Below are 20340 nucleotides of genomic sequence, written 5' to 3' on the forward strand. Positions count from 1 at the left end.
AATTAATTTAGAGGATGAAAAATATGAATAAAAAAATTGCAATAATAGGTTATGGAAAAGATGCAGTGGATACCTATGGAAAACAAATTACTGCCTTGTTTTCCAATAATTTATCAATAGAAAAAATCTATATAGATGAGTCAGAAATAAGGAAGGGAATAAATGCAGATCTTATACTGGTGCAGTCCTACCATACTTTAAAAAAGGTGAAACAATATTTGAATCCAGAAAGTAAAATAGTATTTGCAAACAGGACTATTTCAAAAGCTGGATTTTGTAAAATAATGAATATTCCCAGGGGAATGCACTTGGGGCTTTTAGATGAAAGTATGGAAATGGCTATAGAAATGGTATGCTTATTATATGAACTTGGAATAAAGCATATAGAAATCACGCCTATATATCCTGGCATTGATAAGAATATGATGGGAAAAAACCTTATTTTGTTGGGAAAATCCTCCTGTAATATTGAAGGAGCTAAAAAAATTATAAACATAGGGCATAGTCTTCTGGATATAAGTACTATAATTGATATAGGAGAAAAGTTAAATTTACTTCATATTTTACAAAATCAAAATATTAGAATGGGATATAAGGAGATTGTCAGTAGGAATTTTGGGCTTTCTCATATAATAGGACAGACAAATCGTTTTGGAAGCGAACTTAAAATACTGCTGCAGGTTCTTAATGATGGCATAATAGGAATTGACACCGAAGGGAAGATCTACACTTATAATGAAGGGGCGGAAGAAATAATCGGTGTAAGTAAGGACAATGCCATGGGAAAAAATATAATTGATTTAATACCACATGTTTCCTTTGGAATGGTTCTGAAAAATATAAGGCCAATTAAGGAAAGGCTTATAAAAATAAAAGGATATGATGTTGTATTATCTGCACATCCGTTAGTTAATTCAGGCATACTTTACGGTGTGGTTATTATCATTAAGAAATTTAATGATATAGAAAAAAAACAATATAGATTTAGAGCCCAAATAATTGGACAAGGATATAGGGCAAAATATAAGTTTGAAGATATATTTGGGGAAAGTGAAATTATAAAAAAGTATAAGGAAATTGCAGGGAGAATGGCAAATTCAGACTCATCAATATTGATAACTGGAGAAAGCGGTACTGGTAAGGAATTATTTGCCCAGGCCATACATAACAGTTCAAAAAGAAGGGAGTACCCTTTTGTAGCTGTAAATTGTGCTGCTATTGCTGAAAGCTTGTTGGAAAGTGAATTGTTTGGATATGAAGAAGGTGCCTTTACAGGAGCTAGAAAAGGAGGGAAACCGGGATTATTTGAACTTGCGCATAAGGGTACTTTGTTTCTGGATGAAATAGGTGAAATGCCCTTAAACCTTCAGACAAAGCTTTTAAGAGTGCTTCAGGAAAGAGAGGTTATGCGAATAGGAGGAAGTGGCTTGATCAAAGTAGATATTAGGATCATATCTGTAACTAACAGGAACTTGAAAGATATGATAGATGAAGGAAAGTTTAGGGAAGATCTATATTATAGATTAAGTGTGCTTCCATTGAATTTACCACCATTGAGGTACAGAAGGGAAGATATAATACCTTTATTCAATGACATAAAAGATCAGTTGAATGCCTGCTTTACCCTGACAAAATCCGCTGAAGATGCTTTAACCGGTTATAACTGGAAGGGGAACGTAAGAGAACTTAAAAATTACATAGAATATTTTTCTAGTTTGGGAATTAAGAGAATAGATTTAAAAGACCTGCCTTTTTATAGTGAAAAGTTTCATAAAAATATAAAAAATATATTGGATAAAAATCAAAAAATCATTTTGAAAAAATTTTTAAGTGAAATTGACAAGGATATGGAGAAATACATATTTATATTGGAGGAATTAGATAAGGGTTTTAAAAATGAAAAGAGAATGGGAAGACGGAGTTTATACAAGATAGCCAGACAAAAAAATATCTTTTTAAGTGAACAGGAGATAAGGGTTATACTTATAGAGCTGGAAAAAAATTTGATGATAAAAATAAATAGTGGAAGAGGGGGGAGTGTAATTACGAAATTTGGCAGGAAGGTATTAAACTATTTGAAAGACAATGGTCTATGGGAAGGCTACCATTGCTAACATACACAGCTGAGAATCACTGTATAATAAATTTCATATGTAAAAGGGTTAAATGGTGTAATATATTTCCCCATTTAACCCTTTTATATATGAATATCTTTAGAAAATAAGGCTTTCTTCTCTGTAAAACATCTGGCATAATATATGCTCCTAAATTATAGCATGAAATGAAATTGTGCTTTTAAATTTGTATATATTAAAGTATTATTTTGGAAGGAGTATATAAATGAAAAGACTTATGACAGGCAATGAAGCTATTGCAAGGGGGTTTTATGAGGCAGGTGGAACTGTAGCATCAGCTTATCCGGGAACACCTTCTACAGAAATACTTGAAAATATTTCAAATTACAAAAATATATATTCGGAATGGGCACCAAATGAAAAAGTGGCAGCGGAAGTAGCAATAGGTGCATCAATTGCAGGAGCAAGATCCCTTACAGCAATGAAACATGTTGGATTAAATGTGGCGGCAGATCCTCTTATGACATTTGGGTATACTGGAGTTAATGGAGGTTTTGTTCTAGTTTCCGCAGATGATCCAGGTATGCATTCTTCACAAAATGAGCAGGATAATAGATATTATGGTAAATTTTCTAAAATGGCCATGATAGAGCCAAGTGACAGTCAGGAATGCAAAGACTTTATAAAAAAAGCCTTTAAAATATCTGAAGAATTTGATACGGGAGTGGTTTTCAGGGTTTCCACTAGAATATGCCATTCCAAGTCTTTAGTAGAGATGGAATTGAGAGAAGATGTGGAGATAAAACCATATTTAAAAAATATATCTAAATTTATAACCATACCTGCAAATGCAAAAAAACTTCATGTAATAGTGGAAAATAAGTTGAAAAAATTAGAGGAATTCAGTAATAGCACTGATCTAAACAGAATTGAATGGGGAAATAGAGATATAGGAATCATAACTTCAGGAATAAGTTATGAATATTCAAAAGAGGTATTTGGCAGTGGTGCATCTTATCTAAAGATTGGTTTTACCAATCCACTTCCCTTTGAAAAAATAAAAAAATTTGCCCAAAAGGTGAAAACCCTTTATGTAATTGAGGAATTGGAACCTTATATGGAAGATCAGATTAAAGCAAAAGGCATTAAGTGTATAGGAAAAGAAAGGATACCAAATGTAGGTGAATTGAATCCGGATATTATCACCTCCTCGATTTTGGGTATAAACAATAAAGGTGAAAGAAAACCAGCTGGTCTTATAGAAGATTTAAAAAGGGGAATTATATCAAGACCCCCTACCTTATGTGCAGGGTGTCCACATAGAGGGTTATTTTATGCTTTATCCAAGAAAAAAGATATAATGATAACAGGGGATATAGGCTGTTATACTTTAGGCTGCGCTGAACCTTTAAATGCAATGGATACGTGTATCTGCATGGGATCATCCATAACTACTTCACATGGAGCTGAAAAGGCGTTTAGAATTAATGGAGTAGATAAAAAAGTGGTAGGGGTAATGGGGGATTCAACCTTCTTTCATTCAGGAATTACAGGCTTAATTGATATAGTTTATAATAAGGGAAATTCAGTTACTATAATATTAGACAACAGGATAACTGCAATGACAGGTCATCAGCAAAATCCAGGTACAGGATATACTTTAATGGGGGAAAAGACTAATGCTATAGATATAGCCGGTCTGTGCAGTGCTCTTGGAATAAGAAATATATGGACGGTGAATCCCCTTGATTTAAGTGAAACAGAATCTGCTTTAAATAAAGCATTGGAAATTGACGAACCTTCGGTAATTATAACCAAGTGGCCTTGTGCACTTAAAAAGTTGAGTAAAGAAGATAAGAAAGAATTTAATCTTAACAAGACTGTGTATAGGGTAAATGAGGAAAAATGCAAGAAGTGCAGGATGTGCATAAAATTAGGATGTCCGGCTATATCAGTTTCAAATTTTTCACACATAGATGAAGACATTTGTGCAGGATGTTCTCTATGTGCTCAAATATGTCCTTTCCAGGCAATAGAAAAGGCAGGTGACAGATAATGAACAGAGTAAAAAATATTTTATTTGTGGGAGTTGGCGGACAGGGAATTATACTGGCATCTAAAATACTTATTTCAGGTCTTATATCAGCAGGTTATGATGTGAAAATGTCAGAAGTGCATGGTATGGCTCAAAGAGGTGGAAGCGTTACTACACAGGTTAGATATGGAGATAAGGTATATTCACCCATTATTGGAAAAAGCAATGCAGATGCAATTGTTGCCTTTGAGAAAATAGAATCAATAAGATGGATTGATTATTTGAAATGGGATGGAAAATTAATTGTAAATGATTATAAGATACCTTCAGCTACCGTGCTTTCAGAAAAAGAAAAATATCCTGAAAATGTTATTGAAAATATAAAATCTCATATAAAAAATGTTACGGTGATCAATGCAGCAGAGGAAGCTAAAAAACTTGGAAATATAAAATCACAAAATATAATTATGCTGGGGGGCCTATTAAAGAGCCTGCAGCTTCCGGAAGTGGATTGGGAGAAAGCTGTAAGGAAAAATGTAAAGGAACAGTTTGAGGATTTAAATATAAGAGCTATAAAAGTCGGAATGAATATATCATAGACAAATAAAAAATCGCTATTTAAGATAAATTTTTAATAGTGATTTTTTATTTGCTTTATTTAATCAAAATCAATAAAAATATTGTATAATTAAAATAGGATATACTTACAAAAGATGGATAAAATCCGATTCTTGCATATAATAAATAAATTATCAAAAAAGCTTATTGATAAATATAATGTTAATATAAATATCATAAAGGGGGATAATTGTAATAATGGCACAATGTACAAATTTTTTAGAAAGGAGAAATCATGAATTATTATTGCGAAGAGTGGAATAGAATGAAAATTAAAGGAAAAATAAAATTTATATTGGATGTTAAAAATCTCATACTTGCATTTATATTTATATTCATATTTTTAGTGGTAAAAATTTTTACACTTAAACAGTTTTATCTTTTAAAGGAATTCATATTTTATATTGTATACATGGCTGCAGCTTTTTCAATTCTTTTAATAATATCACAAAGTATAAAATGGAATTTATATGAGAAGTTTTTTAATGGAAATTTTTCAAAAAGATCATTTGTTGTTAAATTAAGTGAAGTTATTCTGGGAATTTTAAGTCTATGGGTTCCTCTTGGAATTTTTTATTCTATATTTGCAATAGAGCCTAATTCCCATATATTAAAAAATCTCAGCTTTACTTTGAATTATATAGTTTATTTTACTGCCTATATAATTGTAAATAGCATATTCTGGATATCAGTTGGATTTATATTAGAATTCTTAATTAATGTAAAAGCCATAAGTTTTTTGAATCCTCTAATAAAAGGTAAAAATAAAATTTATATATTAATTGATAAAAAAAATATATTCTAGCAGAATCTATAGTATAATAAAAAATATAGTTAAATTTTATGAGGTGGGGATTTAAATGAGGGTTATAATAGACAGATTTGAAGGGCCATATGCTGTTTGCGAAAAAGAGGATGGAACCATGATGGATATAAAGAGAATAAATTTACCTAAGGGTGCAAAACAAGGTTGTGTGCTTGATATATGCAAGAATAAAATAACTATAAATATAGAGGAAACTGAAAAAAGGAAGGGAAAAATTAATTCTCTGACCAGGGATATCTGGAACTAAAGCTTTTTAATATGCAATCAGCAGATACGAAAACATACCCCTTCCGTGTCTGCTGATAATTGCAATTGCTAATGTATTGATTTTTTCTTATAACTCTTTCCTGAAACTTCAACATTGCCAATGGTTATAAGTGCAGTACTATCGAAATCATAAACTATAGATTTCAGTTTGGCTATTTCCAGACGTGATACTATTACATATATTACATTAGTTGGGGTATTGGTATAGCCTCCTTTACCATCCAAAAGCGTAACTCCTCTTCCCAACCTTGCTAAAATTGCGTCGGTTATATCAGTGTATTGATCTGAAATTATCAATACGGATTTTGATTCATCCAGTCCTTCTACGGTTATGTCAATTACTTTAAAAGCTATAAAATAAGTTACAAGTGAATACATGGCCCTGTCCCAACCAAATACAAGACCAGCACTGCTTAATATGAATATATTAAAAAACATTACTATTTCACCTATAGAAAACCCGGTTCTTTTGTCTAAAATTATAGCTATAATTTCAGTACCGTCTGATGAGCCTCCGCTTCTTATCATCAATCCAACTCCAACTCCAAGTATTATTCCGCCGAAGACCGAGGCCAGAAGAGTATCATTCGTGACACCACTAATTGGTTTGAGAAGAGATACCATAATTGACAGAGATGTTACAGAAAATAAAGTGGAAAGTGTGAAAGTTTTTCCAATGTGTTTATATCCCACTAATAGAAAGGGTATATTTAATACAAAGATAAATAGACCAAGAGGTAATTTTGTAAGATAACTGGATATAATTGATATACCGGTAATACCTCCATCTATTACATTATTGGGGATTAAAAATAATTCTAAAGCTATGGATGCCAGAGTAGCTCCTACGAACATCAGTGCTATTTTACTGGCTGTTTTAAATATTTTATGGGATTTTTTTGACATTGAACCACATCCTTTATGTGAATTTTATTCCATAGTTATTTATAAATATTATGAGAAATGAAATAACCTTCATAAAATTATATGCTATATAAAAAGATAAGTTATACAACAAAGATATTTGAAAATAAATAATAAAAACATGAAATTTATGGATATTGTGGTATTGAAACCATAATATAAGATTAAATGAATTTTATTAATAATATAAGAATTATATATAACTCTTATATATATTATATATTAAAATTTTACTTTATGTCAAATTGGGTTAAATCTATCGTATATAATTAAATAAAACTATTTCTATGCAGAAATAGTTTTATTCCACTTTTCACACCTACCACCAAAAAAACCTATAATTTTTTTACTGCCGAGTATTTTTATAACTTCACATCTGTTAGGGCATCCCGTACATTCAAAACTTTTGGATATAAAGTTTGTATTTATCAGATCAAATCCCTTGAACCTGGTAAAAGTATTGCCTTTTTCCAAACTTTCCTTTGCCAGAATAGCTGCACCTATAGCTCCCATTACTTTGAAATTTTTAGGTACTACTATTTCTTCACCCAATACTTCCTCAAAAGCATTTTTTATTCCTATATTGGCTGCAACCCCACCTTGAAAAAATATTTCTGACTGTATGTCTTTTCCTTTAGCTACATTATTTAAATAATTTCTGACTAGGGCATTGCACAATCCTTTTATTATATCTGGATTACTGCAGCCCAACTGCTGCTTGTGTATCATGTCCGATTCGGCAAATACAGCACATCTTCCGGCTATTCTGGCAGGGCAGGTGGATTTTAAGGCATAATTTCCAAATTCATTTATGGGAATATCCAGCCTTGATGCCTGTCTGTCAAGAAAGGAACCAGTTCCTGCTGCACATACCGTATTCATTGCAAAATCTATTACAATACCATTTTGCAACAGTATTATTTTGGAATCCTGACCTCCTATTTCTATTATGGTTCTTACATTTGGATCCAGATGTAAGGAAGCAACGGCATGGGAAGTTATTTCATTTTTAACTACATCGGCACCTATAATTGAGGCGGCGATTTGTCTGCCGCTCCCTGTAGTCCCCACTGCTGATATATCTTTATCCTCATATTTGTTTTTTAAAAATTTAAATCCCTCTTGAATTGCATTTATAGGTCTTCCTTTTGTCCTTAAATATAAGGAATCAAGGACATTTATTTTTTCATCTACTACTACAATATCTGTACTGACGGAACCTACATCAACTCCCATATAATACATTGTTTTTTCTCCTTTCAAGTAAATCTAGGAAAGCTTCTATTCTGGTTATATATCCTGCTTCACCGGTCATTTCATCTACTATCAGGGTAAGTATAGGAAAGTTTTTGTCTTTTGCTATAGTGGGAAGTATGGATTTTGATACGATTTCCGGCATGCATCCTACGGGAAAAATCTGAATTGCACCATCAAATCCCTTTTCACTTGCCAGAACAGCCTCTCCTATACATTCTCTGGCATGACCGCCTACATAAAAGGGAAGATATTTTTTGGAAGCTCTCCTTATATTGATAGAATTTAATTTAAATGGTGACAGAGCCATATCTTTAACCCACCAGCTAGGAGTTATATATCTAACTGTGGATACGCCATAATTCATGAGTTTCTCTTCTATAAATAAATTTGAGAAAGGCTCTATTATAGTATATATTTCACCTATTATGGCAATCCTTAGAGGTTTTTTATGCTTGAGAATAGGAACTTCATCTAATTTTTTCATGTGACTTTTTAATGCACATATCATCTCTTCCGGCGAGGTGGTTTCAAGGGCTCTTTTTCTGCACCTATTTAAAATATCTCTGCATTGACCTTTTTGCAGTTCATAACCGGAGAGAATTTTAGCTTTTTTTTCAATATCATCCATCAGGTTTATTACTTTAAGGCCAGAAGCGGCTATTTTTAATTTTTCCACAGTATTTTTCTTACTCCCTGAAGCTATGATATTTATTCTTCTAAAAAGTTCTTTTAAACCTATATCCTTTGGATAATCCAGCACTATAAAATTCAAGTTGTATCCCAATTTTTTTAAAAGATTCATCTGAAGTTCACAATATTCACCAAACCTGCAGGGACCACAGCTCCCAACTATTAAGATTGTATCTGCACCATTTTTTATGCTTTGGATATAGTTTCCTATCATTATTTTAAAGGGGAGACACATTTCTTCAGGAGAATATTGTGAACCTATTTCCAATGCATCCTTATTGCTTGAAGGTGGAATTACATAATCAATTCCAAGTCCATCAAATATGGCTTTTGCAGCAAGAAAAGTATTTCCAAGATGGGGAAAAGTTATTTTCATGAGTTGAGACACTTCCTTTCCAGCATATCGTGAAAAGCTTCAATTCTAGTATTGAAGCCTGCTTCCCCGGTTTGTTCATCTATTTTTAATATGAGAAGAGGAAAATTGTTCAATTTGTTTTTTATAAGTTCTATTACTACAGAGTCTATACCACAGGCAAAGGAGGATATATAAATTATTCCATCCACCTTCTTGTTTTTGGATAGATAAGTCGAAAAGCCGTAAGAATTTTTAGCAAAAGTCCAAAATGGTTTTTTAAACAGTTCTGCAGCTTCTGCATCTATTATATTCTCATCTATATTTTCTTCAGTGAGTATGCCAATTCCAAGTTCATTTAGTTTTTTTACTATATTCATATTTGTAAAACTGTCATTTAAGTTGTACGGATGACCCGCCAAGGCTACTTTTAATGGAAAATTTGAATTATCCGAAGGTGCTTTGTAATTATATTGTGCTCCTAAAGCCTTTTTATAAGCTTTTCTGATTTTAAAAATATTCTTGGTACATATTAAGCCTGCATTTAATACCCAGCTTCTGAATTTCTTTTTAGAAAAGGCATATATTGGATAAGTCAGTGCAGGAGGCATATCTGGAATATCATTTAATACCATTTCCGGAAGGCCGCAAAATTTAGGACAAATAAACTCTCTTTTCTCCAGCTGCATTATCCTGGGAATAAGTATTACGTCGCATTTATCTTTTATAGCAGTTATATGTCCGTGGAATACTTTTATAGGAAGGCAGGCTTCATCTACACAGTTCTTTACTCCTGCATCCAGTATGTATTTATTCGTATCAGGTGAAGTTACTATTTCCGCACCCAGTTCTTCAAAGAAAGTTTCAACAAAAGGGTGGTATTTACAGTACAACAATCCTTTGGGAATACCTATTTTCATATATAAACAGCTGCTCATAATACATAGTAAAAATTATGGTAGGGCAGCAAACCTCCAGTCTTTTTAAATTATTAGAAAACGTAAACTATATACACCTGTATATTTTATCTTAATTTCTAGAATTTATACAATTTTAGAAATTATTTTTTTCTTTATTTATATAATAATTATTATGTAAATAAAGAAATGTAAACATATTTTTTTAATTCTATTAGAAAAAATAGTTTTAAAAAAATATAATCCTAGTTTTTATACATCAATATATTTTTTATTTTCTTATTCTACAAATAAATCCATTCTTTTTAAATTGAAAATGCAGGATTTGTTCTGGAACCTACATTTATAAATGTAGTGTGAATTTTAAAATTTAAAATAAGCTGATTGTAACCTGATTTTATATAATGGGAATTTATAATTTTTTCATAAGAAAAATGGAGAATAAGTGAGAAAAATGAATTCACAGAGTTATCACCATATTGTGGAAATATTTTAATTTTATAAATATCCACCTTATTTCCACAATATGTTAATAACTGTATTTAAATACAATATGAATTATATCAAAATCAAAAATTTATTTTTGATTTTTGATAGTTCTGCAACACAGATGATAATGTTATCAACTGAAATCAAAATGAAATTTGCAGGACATATTTTTACAAATTAGTTCAATATATACATGTAATAAACTTTAGCGTATATTATGTAGAAAATTTGTTCTAAAATTTATTATGAAAAATTAATGATTATATATAAAAAGAAGGATTTTGCGGTATCCATATAGAATACTTAACTTCGCTAAATGATTATTTAGCGAAGTTAAGTATATTTTTTGAAAGGGGAGTTATTATTATGAAGTATAATTTAAAACATATCTATAACCCGGCACTGCCAAAGTGCTTAAACGATTTTTTAAATTACCTTGGAACCATCAGGGGAAAATCAAAAAATACTTTAAGTGGCTACAAGGTGGATTTGACCATGTTTTTTAGATTTTTAAAACTTTATAAGGGATTAATTGAAGAAAACTATGAATTCAAAAAAATAAACATAAGTGATATAGATGAAAATTTTATAAAACAAATAAATTTAAGTGATCTGTTTGCTTTTATATCCTTTGCTGAAAATTATAGAAATAACGGAAGCTATACCAGAGCCAGAAAAGTGGCTTCGTTAAAGTCTTTTTTTAAATACCTCAATAATAAAGCTAAAATAATAAATGAAAATCCGGCCATGGAATTGGAATCACCTAAAATAAGCAAGAGAAATCCTATTTATTTGAGTCTGGCGGAAAGCAAGGTCTTGTTAAAAGCTGTAGATGGAAAATTCAAAGAAAGAGATTACTGCATTATAACCTTTTTTTTAAACTGTGGTATGAGGCTTTCTGAATTGTGCAGTATAAATATATCAAATATTAAAGATGATACATTAACTGTAGTTGGAAAAGGCAATAAAGAGCGAACTATATATTTAAACAGAGCCTGCATTAAGGCTCTGAGAAATTACATGGATGAAAGAAACAGTCATTATAATAAGATAAAGGATAAGGATGCCCTTTTCATAAGCAGAAATTACACTAGAATAAATAAAAGAACTGTGGAATTGATGCTGAAAAAGTATTTGAAAAATGCCGGGCTGGACAGTGAAAAATATACGCCTCATAAGCTCAGGCATACTGCAGCTACTCTTATGTATAAATATGGAAATGTAGATATTAGAAGTCTTCAAAAAATACTTGGCCATGAAAATGTATCTACTACTCAAATCTATACCCATGTGGATGATGAAAAACTTAGAGAAGCAGTAAAGTCAAACCCTTTAAGTGAAGAAGAGGAATAATGGCATTTCAATGAAAAAATCAAAGGCTGGGATTTTTTCTCCAGCCTTTGATTTGATATTATATTTATTTTTGGTCTTTTTTCTGAATCCTTATAAGACCGGGATATTCTTCATATGCCATTTTTTTAAAATTATTTTCATTCTCCAAGATTTCTTTCAAACCATCTATATCATTTATAAATTCAACAGGGTCATCATCATTTCCTTCTTCACTATTCTCATTGTCATCTTCTTTGATAATATGATAATGAGAATCAATTGAATCATATTGGCTTTCTTCTTCATATTTCCTGGCTTCATTTTCATCATCTATAATATCATCAACTTTTACAGCCTTCATATCATAACCTTCCATTTCCAGACATTTACCGCAATTGTCGCATTTTTTACCCGGATTTAAGTCACATAAGTCACACTGGCCGCAGTCATCACACACTTTGTTTTTGTCAAATATACAATAATTATTTTTCATAATATTCTCCTTCTTATTATATAATAAATAGTATAGAACATAAGTTTGATATTTGTCAACTTTTATGATATAATTCAAATAAATAAATTATAGGAGTGTTTTTTATGAGAGATTACGGTAACAATAGACAACTTCAGATATATGAGTTTATAAAGTCTCAAATTAAAAAAAAGGGTTATCCGCCATCCGTTAGAGAAATATGTGCGGCTGTTGGATTGAGGTCTACTTCTACTGTTCACAATCATCTGGAGAAACTGGAAAAACGAGGGCTTATAAAAAGGGACGGCATTAAATCCAGAACTATAGAAATCATAGAAAAATCAACCCCGCAAAAAGAGATGATTGACATTCCCATCATAGGTGATATAGCTGCAGGCATGCCTATTTTGGCAGCTGAAAATGTGGAGGATTTTTTCCCTATACCCGTGGATTTCATTAAAAATGATAGAAAATTATTTATATTGAGAGTAAAGGGAGAAAGCATGATAGATGCAGGCATATTGGACGGAGATTTTTCCATACTGGAGCAGACCAATTTTGCTGAAAATGGAGACATAGTTGCAGCTTTAATCGGAAATGAAGCTACTTTAAAAAGATTTTTCAAACAAGAAAATAATATAAGGCTGCAGCCGGAAAACAAGAATATGCCCCCTATTATAGTGGATGACTGTAAGATTATAGGCAGATTAGTAGGTGTATATAGAAAATATTAAATAAAAGTTCAAAGTCCAAATATCAAAGCACAGATTAGGTGGATTTTCAGCAAAAGCCGAAAATCCTCATTAATTGTTAGTTATTTGAACTTTGTTCTTTATTCTTTAATTTTAGTATGAATTACAATATACTGGATAAAGCTATTAGTATGCCCACTTTGGCATGATCGAAAGTGAGTCCTCCTTGAAGATATCCGATATAAGGTTCTCTTATAGGGGCATCTGCGGATAACTCTATGGAAGATCCTTGTACAAAAGCACCGGCAGCCATTATAACTTGATCTGAATATCCCGGCATATCCCAGGGCTCACACTGGGCAAATGAATCTATAGGTGATCCTCTTTGGATGGAACTGCAGAAATTTATCAATTTTGATTTATCATTGAATTTAATTGCCTGTATTATATCACTTCTTTTATCATTATATTTGGGGAGAACCTCAAATCCTGCCAGTTCCATGATTCTGGCACAAAAAATAGCGCCTTTTACTGCCTCTACAGAAATGTGAGGGGCTAAAAATAGTCCTTGGTATAAAAGTCTCATGACTCCGAAAGTGGAGCCGCATTCCCCTCCTATTCCAGGAACAGTGAGTCTGTAGGAAGCCTGGGTGACGTAATCTTTTTTGCCTACTATATATCCTCCTGTAGGAGCTATGCCGCCGCCTATGTTTTTTATAAGCGAACCTGCTGCCAAATCCGCACCTACATCTGTAGGCTCCAATGTATCTATAAATTCTCCGTAACAATTATCTACAAAACATATTACATTTGGGTTTATCTGTTTTACAAAATCAATTATACTTTTGATTTCAGATATTAAAAGAGATTTTCTCCAGCCGTATCCGGTGGATCTCTGTATATGAACCAATTTTATCTTGCTGTTTTTTTTCAGGTGCTCCTCTATGTTCTTAAAGTCTATTTTATTATCTTCAGTTAAATTTACCTGCTCATAATTTATACCATATTCCTTGAGAGAACCCAGTTTTTTATCCGTGTCTATTCCTATTAGACTGTGCAGGGTATCATAGGGAGTACCACATACGGAAAGCATTGTATCTCCAGGACGTAAGTTGCCAAAAATTGCACAACAAAGGGCGTGGGTACCATTTACAAAATGAGGCCTTACAAGTGCACTTTCCGAATTGAATATTCTGGCATATACCCTATCCAGAGAATCTCTTCCTATATCACCATATCCATATCCGGAAGAATTGGTAAAATGAGATTCGCTTATTTTTTCCTGCTGAAGGGCATCTAAAACTTTTATCTGGTTATATTCCCTTATTTCATCATAATATTCAAATTGATCTTTCACATCATTCAGGGTCTTTTCGTATAAGTCTATTATTTTTTTATCTATTTTATATCTGCTTTTAAGTTTTTCTTTAGTTATTTCCAGCAATATTTTTACCTCCTTAAATATGGTTAAAATAACACATAGAAAGGGAATAGGCAGTACCTATTCCTCTCTATAGTTTATAATAACCATATGCCTTGATGTTTTTTAGTTATTCTTTATCATCTGTTTCAATTGGTGTATTAAATAAGATTGATTTTATGGGTGTAATAGTGGAAATTGCATGTTTATATACCATCATCTGTTTGCCAGCACAATCTAATATAACTGTAAAATTATCAAATCCCTTTACTGTTCCTCTAATTTGAAATCCATTGGTCAGATATATGGTAACTGAAATTTTGTTTTTTCTTGCACCGTTTAAAAAAATATCCTGTAAATTATTAGCTGGTTTACTCATAGTTCTCACCCTCCGTAATTTTATTATATAATTATATAAATATCACAAAAATCCTTTAGTATATAGCAGAAAAAAGAATTTAATGATATTAAATCTGGCTTTAATAAAAACATATTGATATATTAAATTTAAAACTATTGTGCAGTTTTAAATACATTTATTATATGATGAGCTATTTCTTCATAACAATTGAAATTGTCCTCATTTATCCATATGACTCTTTTGTCTTTTCTAAACCAGGTCAATTGCCTTTTGGCATAATTTCTGCTTCCCTTTTTCACTAAATATATGGCTTCATCCAAAGATATCTTATTTTCTAAATAACTCAGTATCTCCTTATATCCTATACCCTTCATGGATTGCATATTACTGGTATAACCCATTGATTTCAATTTGTCAACTTCATTTATAAGCCCTTTTTCCAGCATTATATCTACCCTATTGTTTATTCTCTGGTATAACTTGGCACGATCCATAGTTAATACAAAATAATATATTCTATAAGGTATTTGATACAAGTTATTTTGGTGATTAAATTCACTTATGGTTTTTCCCGTAAGTTTATAAACTTCTAAAGCTCTGATAACTCTCTTTAAATCATTGGGATAAAGTTTTTCATAGGAAGACATATCCACTTCCTTTAAAAGAGAATGTACATATTCTTTCCCCTTTTCACTGGCCAGTTTTTGAAGATGTTCCCTATAGTTTCTATCTACCTGTGCATCTGTAAAATTATAGTTGAAAATAAGTGAATTAATATAAAGTCCTGTACCGCCTACTACCATTGGGAGCCTATTTTTCTTGTATATTTCATCTATGGCTTTTACAGCCAGTTTTTTGTATTTCGATGCATTAAAACTTATATTTGGTTGGATAATATCTATTAAATGATGTGGTACTCCCTGCATTTCCTCTTTTGTAATTTTAGCAGAACCTATATTCATATATTTGTATATTTGCATGGAGTCTGCAGATATTATCTCACCATGTAATTCTTTAGCAATTTTAATGGAGATATCACTTTTCCCCACTGCAGTAGGCCCTGCCAGTATAAATAAATTTTGCATATTTTTCTCCTCACTGTATTCGCTTGAATTTTTTCTCCAGATCATTTAAAGTGAATTTTATTATAACAGGCCTTCCATGAGGGCAGGTAAAAGGATCTTCTATAAACCTTAATTCCTCAAGTAAATGATTCATCTCCATTTGTGACAAATGATCCTTTGCTTTAATAGCAGCTTTACAAGCGAGAGTTGCTATGGAAAGATATTTTACTTCAAAAGTATCTCCAGAGCCCATATTTTTCAAATTGTCAAGCATATCCGTAAATAAACTTTTAATATCCGGTTTTCCAAGTATCATAGGTACTTCCCTTATACTTATGGCCGTATCGCCAAATAATTCTATATTGAATCCTGTTCTTTTAAATATATCATCATTTTCTCTATAGTAATTATAATCAATAGGTGTAAGTTCTATAACTGCTGGAGTGGCTAATACTTGAGATAATATTTCCCCCTTTTGAATGCTTTTTTTATATTTTTCAAAGAGAATTTTTTCATGGGCAGCATGTTGATCCACCATATATAGATTACTTCCATCCTCTGCAATTATATAAGTATTGTAAAATTGGCCGATTATTTTAAGAGGTGGAAATTTAGCAGTTATATTTTCTCCCTTTTGAATCTCTGTATTTATTTTATCCGGTGAATTTTTTTGTATATAATGATCATCTTTTTTATATAAATTTGGTTTATATTGCTGAAGTTCATTGATATTTTCATGGAAAGAATTATATTTACTTTCATCTTTATCATTTTCTTTTAAATAATTTTCACTATTTAAGGATTTTAAATCAACTGGAATTTGAACTTGTTTTACTTCAGTGACATTAGCCTTTAAATCATCCTCTTTTGTGTCAATGGTAAAGGAATCCTTTAAACTGTTTCTAAGAGCTTCATGAACAGTATCAAATACAAATTTAAAAATCATTCGCGGATCACTGAATTTTACCTCCCATTTGGCAGGATGAACATTTACATCTATAAATTCAGGAAATATATCCAGGAACAATATAAAAAAAGGAAATTTATTTATGGTCAGGAAAGACTTAAAAGCTTTTTCTACAGCTGTGGTTATAGGTTTATTTTTGACGTATCTTTTATTTACAAATAAGCTTTGATGATTCCTGCTGCCCCGGCTTATCTCGGAATTCCCTATATATCCGTAAATTGAAATTATATCACTGTGTTTTTCTATGGGTGTTATATTCTCATAGATGTTTTTGCCGTATATGCATCGTATAACATCCATTACATTGCCAGTACCATAAGTAGTAATAGATTTCTTACCGTTTTTAAAAAATTTAAAAGAAATATGAGCGTTAGCCAGAGAGAGTCTGTTTACTATATCTGAGATTCCTGCAGACTCACTACTGGAAGACTTTAAAAACTTTTGTCTTGCAGGTACGTTGAAAAATAAGTTTTCTACTAAAACGGTAGTTCCAAGATTACATCCACTATGTTGAACACTTTTTAAAACTCCTCCATTTATTATTATCTCCCTGCCTGAGTCAAACTCAGGGGTTCTGCTTTTAAGGGTTATATTGGATACGGCAGCTATACTTGCCAGAGCTTCACCTCTAAACCCCATGGTGTTTATTTTCCCAAGATCTTCTACATTGTTTATTTTACTTGTAGCATGGGGCATAAAAGCTTTTTCCATATCCATAGGATGTATTCCAGAGCCATCATCTATTACTTTTATAGATTTTTCTCCACCCTCTTCAATTTCTATAGTTATATTTTTAGCTCCTGAGTCTATACTGTTTTCAAGTAATTCTTTCACTACAGATGAAGGACCTTCTATCACTTCACCAGCAGCAATTTTGTTTGAAGTGTTTATATCCAGCAGATTTATTCTTTTCATTGTATATCAATCCTTTTGTTTTTATATAGACTTTGCTCTTTTTATTATATCATAAAGTTTGTTAAAACCATCCATAGGCGTCATATTTAATATGTCTATATTTTTAATTTCCTTAACCAGAGTTTCTTTTTTTATATCTGAAAATTCCAATTGCTTATTTAATTTAATACTTTCTTCTTTTTTCAAGGCTTTATTATCTTCCTCATCATTAGAATTTTTATAGGATGTCTTTTTATTATGTAAAGAATTATTGGATTTTTTATTTTCCAGGCTGCACAATATTTCCCTGGCTCTTTTCAAAACTTCTTCAGGAAGTCCGGCAAGTTTTGCAACTTCAATGCCGTAGGATTGATCAGCGCCCCCTCTTATGATTTTTCTCAAAAAAACTATATCGTTTCCCGACTCTTTAACAGATACAGAATAGTTTTTTACCCCCTGTATCCTGCCTTCCAACTTGGTAAGTTCGTGGTAATGGGTTGCAAATAATGTTTTGCTTTTTAATTTATTATTCTTGCATATATATTCTATTACAGCCCAGGCTATACTGAGCCCATCGTAAGTGCTGGTTCCTCTTCCAACTTCATCCAGCAAAATCAAGCTTTTATTGGTGGCGTTTTTTAATATATTTGAAACCTCCCACATTTCTACCATAAAGGTACTTTTCCCTGAAGCCAGATCATCTGATGCCCCTATCCTGGTGAATATCTTGTCACAAATAGATATAGAAGCACTTTTAGCCGGTACAAAGCTTCCAATTTGAGCCATAATTACAATTAAAGCCACCTGGCGCATGTAAGTGGATTTACCTGCCATATTGGGCCCTGTTATTAAAAGAAGCTGATTTTCAGAGGTATCCATATTTACATTATTGGATATAAAATCTCCTGATGGAATCATATTTTCCACTACAGGATGCCTTCCCTCTTTTATGGATATTTTATTTGAAAGAGTCATTTCAGGTTTACAATAATTATTTTCTACAGCTACTTTTGCCAGAGAGCTCAAACAGTCAACCTGGGAAATTATTTCAGCAGAAGATTGCATTCTATGAACTTCCTTTTCTATGGTATCCCTTATTTCTATAAAAGTATTATATTCTAAAGATATCAATTCATCTTCTGCTCCTAAAATCTTATCTTCCATTTCTTTTAACTCTGGAGTTATGTATCTTTCTGCGTTGGAAAGAGTCTGCTTTCTTATATATCTGCCTTCCGGAACCAAATTCAAATTGCTTTTAGTTATTTCAATATAATATCCAAATACTTTGTTATAACCTATTTTTAACGATCTTATTTTGGTAATATCTCTTTCTCTGCGTTCAAGAGCTGCTATCCAATCCTTTCCATGGATTTTTATTCCCTTTAATTCATCTATCTTTTTATTGTATCCTTCTTTTATCAAATTGCCCTCTTTTAGGGAAATAGAAGGATTCTCCAATATAGAACCATCTATCAGTAAGTATATATCTTTTAGTTCATCTAAATTTTCATACATGTTTTTTAATAAATTGGTTTTAAAATGTGACAATATGGACTTTACATCAGGTATTTTTTCTATTGAACTTTTGAGAAAATTTAAATCCCTGGCATTTACGCTTTTAGAAGATATTTTCCCCACCAATCTCTCAATGTCATATATGTTTTTTAATGCTTCCTTTAAATCTTCATGATAGGATATGTTACTGGAGAGTTCTTCTACAGAATCCAATCTCTCAATTATTTTATTTCTATCCATAAGTGGTTGTTCCAACCATCTTCTAAGCTGTCTTCCTCCCATGGAAGTATTGGTTTTATCTATGACCCATAAAAGGGAGCCCTTTTTCTTATTTTCTCTCAGGCTTTCCGTTATTTCCAGGTTTTTTCTGGAGTTACCATCTATGGTCAAATAATCCACTACATTATAATATTGAAATCTATTTATGTGGGAAAAGTTGGCCTTTTGTGTTTCATGTATATATTTTAAAAGGGAACCACAGCATTTTATAGTCTCAAACTTGTATTTTTGAGGATTGAAATCTGTAAATTGTTCTCTTAATATTTTTTCTGTATCCTGAGAAAAATAGTCTTCATCCAACTTGGTAAAAGATCCATTGAAAAATTCTTTTATTTCATTTAATGCAGAGTGATCAATATTTTTTTGAAGGAGAATTTCCTTTGGGTTATACTTGGATATTTCGTCTAAAATTATAGATAAATTAAAAGGAGTGTCTGTACAATTAAATTCCCCTGTGGATACATCTGCAAAGCATAGTGCGGAATTATTATTTTCATCTATGTACAAACACATTATATAGTTGTTTTTATTTTCTTCTAAAAAGGTGGAATCAGTATAGGTACCAGGAGTTATAAGTTTAATGATTCCCCTCTTTACTATACCTTTTGCAAGAGCAGGGTCCTCCAATTGTTCACATATGGCTATTTTATAACCTTTATTTATCAGCCGGCCCACATATGGATTGGCAGCATGATATGGAATACCACACATAGGTGCTCTTTCTTCCAGACCGCAGTCTCTTCCAGTAAGAACTAATTCCAGTTCTCTAGCTGCTGTTTTTGCATCATCAAAAAACATTTCATAAAAATCACCTAATCTAAAAAAAAGTATATAGTCTTTATATTTTTCTTTTACTTCCATGTACTGTTTCATCATTGGAGTTAATGACACTTT

The 20340-nt window shown here is 31.6% G+C and carries 17 protein-coding genes; 7 read left to right on the forward strand and 10 right to left on the reverse strand.

Annotation, left to right across the window (positions count from 1 at the left end; translation table 11 throughout):
- The first annotated feature begins 23 nt into the window (after positions 1 to 23).
- From ACYUJ6_RS08340 to ACYUJ6_RS08360, 5 genes are all read left to right on the forward strand, one after another.
- A complete protein-coding gene (locus ACYUJ6_RS08340; protein WP_461845349.1) occupies positions 24 to 2114 on the forward strand; it encodes a sigma-54 interaction domain-containing protein in 2091 nt (696 codons plus the stop codon).
- Positions 2115 to 2340: 226 nt separating this feature from the next.
- A complete protein-coding gene (gene iorA / locus ACYUJ6_RS08345; protein ID WP_461845350.1) occupies positions 2341 to 4131 on the forward strand; it encodes an indolepyruvate ferredoxin oxidoreductase subunit alpha in 1791 nt (596 codons plus the stop codon).
- Positions 4131 to 4709: an indolepyruvate oxidoreductase subunit beta gene (locus tag ACYUJ6_RS08350; RefSeq protein WP_461845351.1), complete on the forward strand. Its 579-nt coding sequence runs from the start codon at positions 4131 to 4133 to the stop codon at positions 4707 to 4709. Before iorA ends, ACYUJ6_RS08350 begins: the two co-directional genes overlap by 1 nt.
- 254 nt (positions 4710 to 4963) lie before the next feature.
- Positions 4964 to 5533 carry a hypothetical protein gene (locus ACYUJ6_RS08355; RefSeq protein WP_461845352.1) on the forward strand — a complete coding sequence of 190 codons (570 nt, stop codon included), beginning with the start codon at positions 4964 to 4966 and terminating at the stop codon, positions 5531 to 5533.
- 55 nt (positions 5534 to 5588) lie between these two features.
- Positions 5589 to 5801 (forward strand): DUF3006 domain-containing protein, encoded by a 213-nt coding sequence (locus ACYUJ6_RS08360; RefSeq protein ID WP_461845353.1) that lies wholly within the window; start codon positions 5589 to 5591, stop codon positions 5799 to 5801.
- Between the two features lie 68 nt (positions 5802 to 5869).
- Here the strand turns inward: ACYUJ6_RS08360 and ACYUJ6_RS08365 are convergent, their stop codons facing one another.
- From ACYUJ6_RS08365 to ACYUJ6_RS08380, 4 genes are all read right to left on the reverse strand, one after another.
- Complete coding sequence (locus tag ACYUJ6_RS08365) at positions 5870 to 6727, reverse strand: YitT family protein (protein ID WP_461845354.1); 858 nt, start codon at positions 6725 to 6727, stop codon at positions 5870 to 5872.
- Between the two features lie 303 nt (positions 6728 to 7030).
- On the reverse strand, positions 7031 to 7990 hold the full coding sequence (locus ACYUJ6_RS08370; protein ID WP_461845355.1) for an acyl-CoA dehydratase activase: 960 nt from the start codon (positions 7988 to 7990) through the stop codon (positions 7031 to 7033).
- Positions 7971 to 9068: a 2-hydroxyglutaryl-CoA dehydratase gene (locus tag ACYUJ6_RS08375; protein WP_461845356.1), complete on the reverse strand. Its 1098-nt coding sequence runs from the start codon at positions 9066 to 9068 to the stop codon at positions 7971 to 7973. The genes ACYUJ6_RS08370 and ACYUJ6_RS08375 overlap by 20 nt, the downstream gene beginning before the upstream one ends.
- The gene (locus ACYUJ6_RS08380) at positions 9065 to 9964 is read right to left on the reverse strand and encodes an acyl-CoA dehydratase activase-related protein (protein ID WP_461845357.1); all 900 of its coding nucleotides are present in this window, start codon (positions 9962 to 9964) and stop codon (positions 9065 to 9067) included. Before ACYUJ6_RS08380 ends, ACYUJ6_RS08375 begins: the two co-directional genes overlap by 4 nt.
- 852 nt (positions 9965 to 10816) lie before the next feature.
- Here ACYUJ6_RS08380 and ACYUJ6_RS08385 point away from each other — a divergent pair.
- A complete protein-coding gene (locus ACYUJ6_RS08385; RefSeq protein ID WP_461845358.1) occupies positions 10817 to 11803 on the forward strand; it encodes a tyrosine recombinase XerC in 987 nt (328 codons plus the stop codon).
- A 64-nt stretch (positions 11804 to 11867) separates the two neighbouring features.
- On the opposite strand, the gene ACYUJ6_RS08390 is transcribed toward ACYUJ6_RS08385, so the two are convergent.
- Complete coding sequence (locus ACYUJ6_RS08390) at positions 11868 to 12275, reverse strand: hypothetical protein (protein WP_461845359.1); 408 nt, start codon at positions 12273 to 12275, stop codon at positions 11868 to 11870.
- Positions 12276 to 12379: 104 nt separating this feature from the next.
- Between ACYUJ6_RS08390 and lexA the strand changes: the two genes are divergently transcribed.
- Positions 12380 to 12988 carry a transcriptional repressor LexA gene (lexA, locus tag ACYUJ6_RS08395; RefSeq protein WP_461845360.1) on the forward strand — a complete coding sequence of 203 codons (609 nt, stop codon included), beginning with the start codon at positions 12380 to 12382 and terminating at the stop codon, positions 12986 to 12988.
- Positions 12989 to 13109: 121 nt separating this feature from the next.
- On the opposite strand, the gene ACYUJ6_RS08400 is transcribed toward lexA, so the two are convergent.
- From ACYUJ6_RS08400 to mutS, 5 genes are all read right to left on the reverse strand, one after another.
- Positions 13110 to 14390 carry a methionine gamma-lyase family protein gene (locus tag ACYUJ6_RS08400; protein WP_461845361.1) on the reverse strand — a complete coding sequence of 427 codons (1281 nt, stop codon included), beginning with the start codon at positions 14388 to 14390 and terminating at the stop codon, positions 13110 to 13112.
- 106 nt (positions 14391 to 14496) lie between these two features.
- Positions 14497 to 14745, reverse strand: coding sequence for an RNA chaperone Hfq (gene hfq / locus ACYUJ6_RS08405; RefSeq protein ID WP_369703880.1), 249 nt, complete (start codon positions 14743 to 14745; stop codon positions 14497 to 14499).
- Between the two features lie 134 nt (positions 14746 to 14879).
- Positions 14880 to 15812, reverse strand: coding sequence for a tRNA (adenosine(37)-N6)-dimethylallyltransferase MiaA (gene miaA, locus ACYUJ6_RS08410; protein ID WP_461845362.1), 933 nt, complete (start codon positions 15810 to 15812; stop codon positions 14880 to 14882).
- A gap of 10 nt (positions 15813 to 15822) precedes the next feature.
- Positions 15823 to 17673 carry a DNA mismatch repair endonuclease MutL gene (mutL, locus tag ACYUJ6_RS08415; protein WP_461845363.1) on the reverse strand — a complete coding sequence of 617 codons (1851 nt, stop codon included), beginning with the start codon at positions 17671 to 17673 and terminating at the stop codon, positions 15823 to 15825.
- Between the two features lie 21 nt (positions 17674 to 17694).
- Entirely contained in the window at positions 17695 to 20337 is a 2643-nt protein-coding gene (gene mutS / locus ACYUJ6_RS08420) for a DNA mismatch repair protein MutS (protein WP_461845364.1), read from the reverse strand.
- Between the last annotated feature and the right edge of the window lie 3 nt (positions 20338 to 20340).

It is taken from the genome of Clostridium sp. JNZ X4-2, assembly GCF_054889485.1.

Bases quoted from the DNA above. Each gene is read 5' to 3' on its own strand.
- hfq (WP_369703880.1), bottom strand. From the start codon at position 14,745: ATGAGTAAACCAGCTAATAATTTACAGGATATTTTTTTAAACGGTGCA.
- ACYUJ6_RS08365 (WP_461845354.1), bottom strand. From the start codon at position 6,727: ATGTCAAAAAAATCCCATAAAATATTTAAAACAGCCAGTAAAATAGCA.
- ACYUJ6_RS08340 (WP_461845349.1), top strand. From the start codon at position 24: ATGAATAAAAAAATTGCAATAATAGGTTATGGAAAAGATGCAGTGGAT.
- ACYUJ6_RS08355 (WP_461845352.1), top strand. From the start codon at position 4,964: ATGAATTATTATTGCGAAGAGTGGAATAGAATGAAAATTAAAGGAAAA.
- lexA (WP_461845360.1), top strand. From the start codon at position 12,380: ATGAGAGATTACGGTAACAATAGACAACTTCAGATATATGAGTTTATA.
- ACYUJ6_RS08360 (WP_461845353.1), top strand. From the start codon at position 5,589: ATGAGGGTTATAATAGACAGATTTGAAGGGCCATATGCTGTTTGCGAA.
- ACYUJ6_RS08370 (WP_461845355.1), bottom strand. From the start codon at position 7,990: ATGTATTATATGGGAGTTGATGTAGGTTCCGTCAGTACAGATATTGTA.
- mutL (WP_461845363.1), bottom strand. From the start codon at position 17,673: ATGAAAAGAATAAATCTGCTGGATATAAACACTTCAAACAAAATTGCT.
- ACYUJ6_RS08390 (WP_461845359.1), bottom strand. From the start codon at position 12,275: ATGAAAAATAATTATTGTATATTTGACAAAAACAAAGTGTGTGATGAC.
- ACYUJ6_RS08350 (WP_461845351.1), top strand. From the start codon at position 4,131: ATGAACAGAGTAAAAAATATTTTATTTGTGGGAGTTGGCGGACAGGGA.
- ACYUJ6_RS08375 (WP_461845356.1), bottom strand. From the start codon at position 9,068: ATGAAAATAACTTTTCCCCATCTTGGAAATACTTTTCTTGCTGCAAAA.
- ACYUJ6_RS08380 (WP_461845357.1), bottom strand. From the start codon at position 9,964: ATGAAAATAGGTATTCCCAAAGGATTGTTGTACTGTAAATACCACCCT.
- miaA (WP_461845362.1), bottom strand. From the start codon at position 15,812: ATGCAAAATTTATTTATACTGGCAGGGCCTACTGCAGTGGGGAAAAGT.
- ACYUJ6_RS08385 (WP_461845358.1), top strand. From the start codon at position 10,817: ATGAAGTATAATTTAAAACATATCTATAACCCGGCACTGCCAAAGTGC.
- iorA (WP_461845350.1), top strand. From the start codon at position 2,341: ATGAAAAGACTTATGACAGGCAATGAAGCTATTGCAAGGGGGTTTTAT.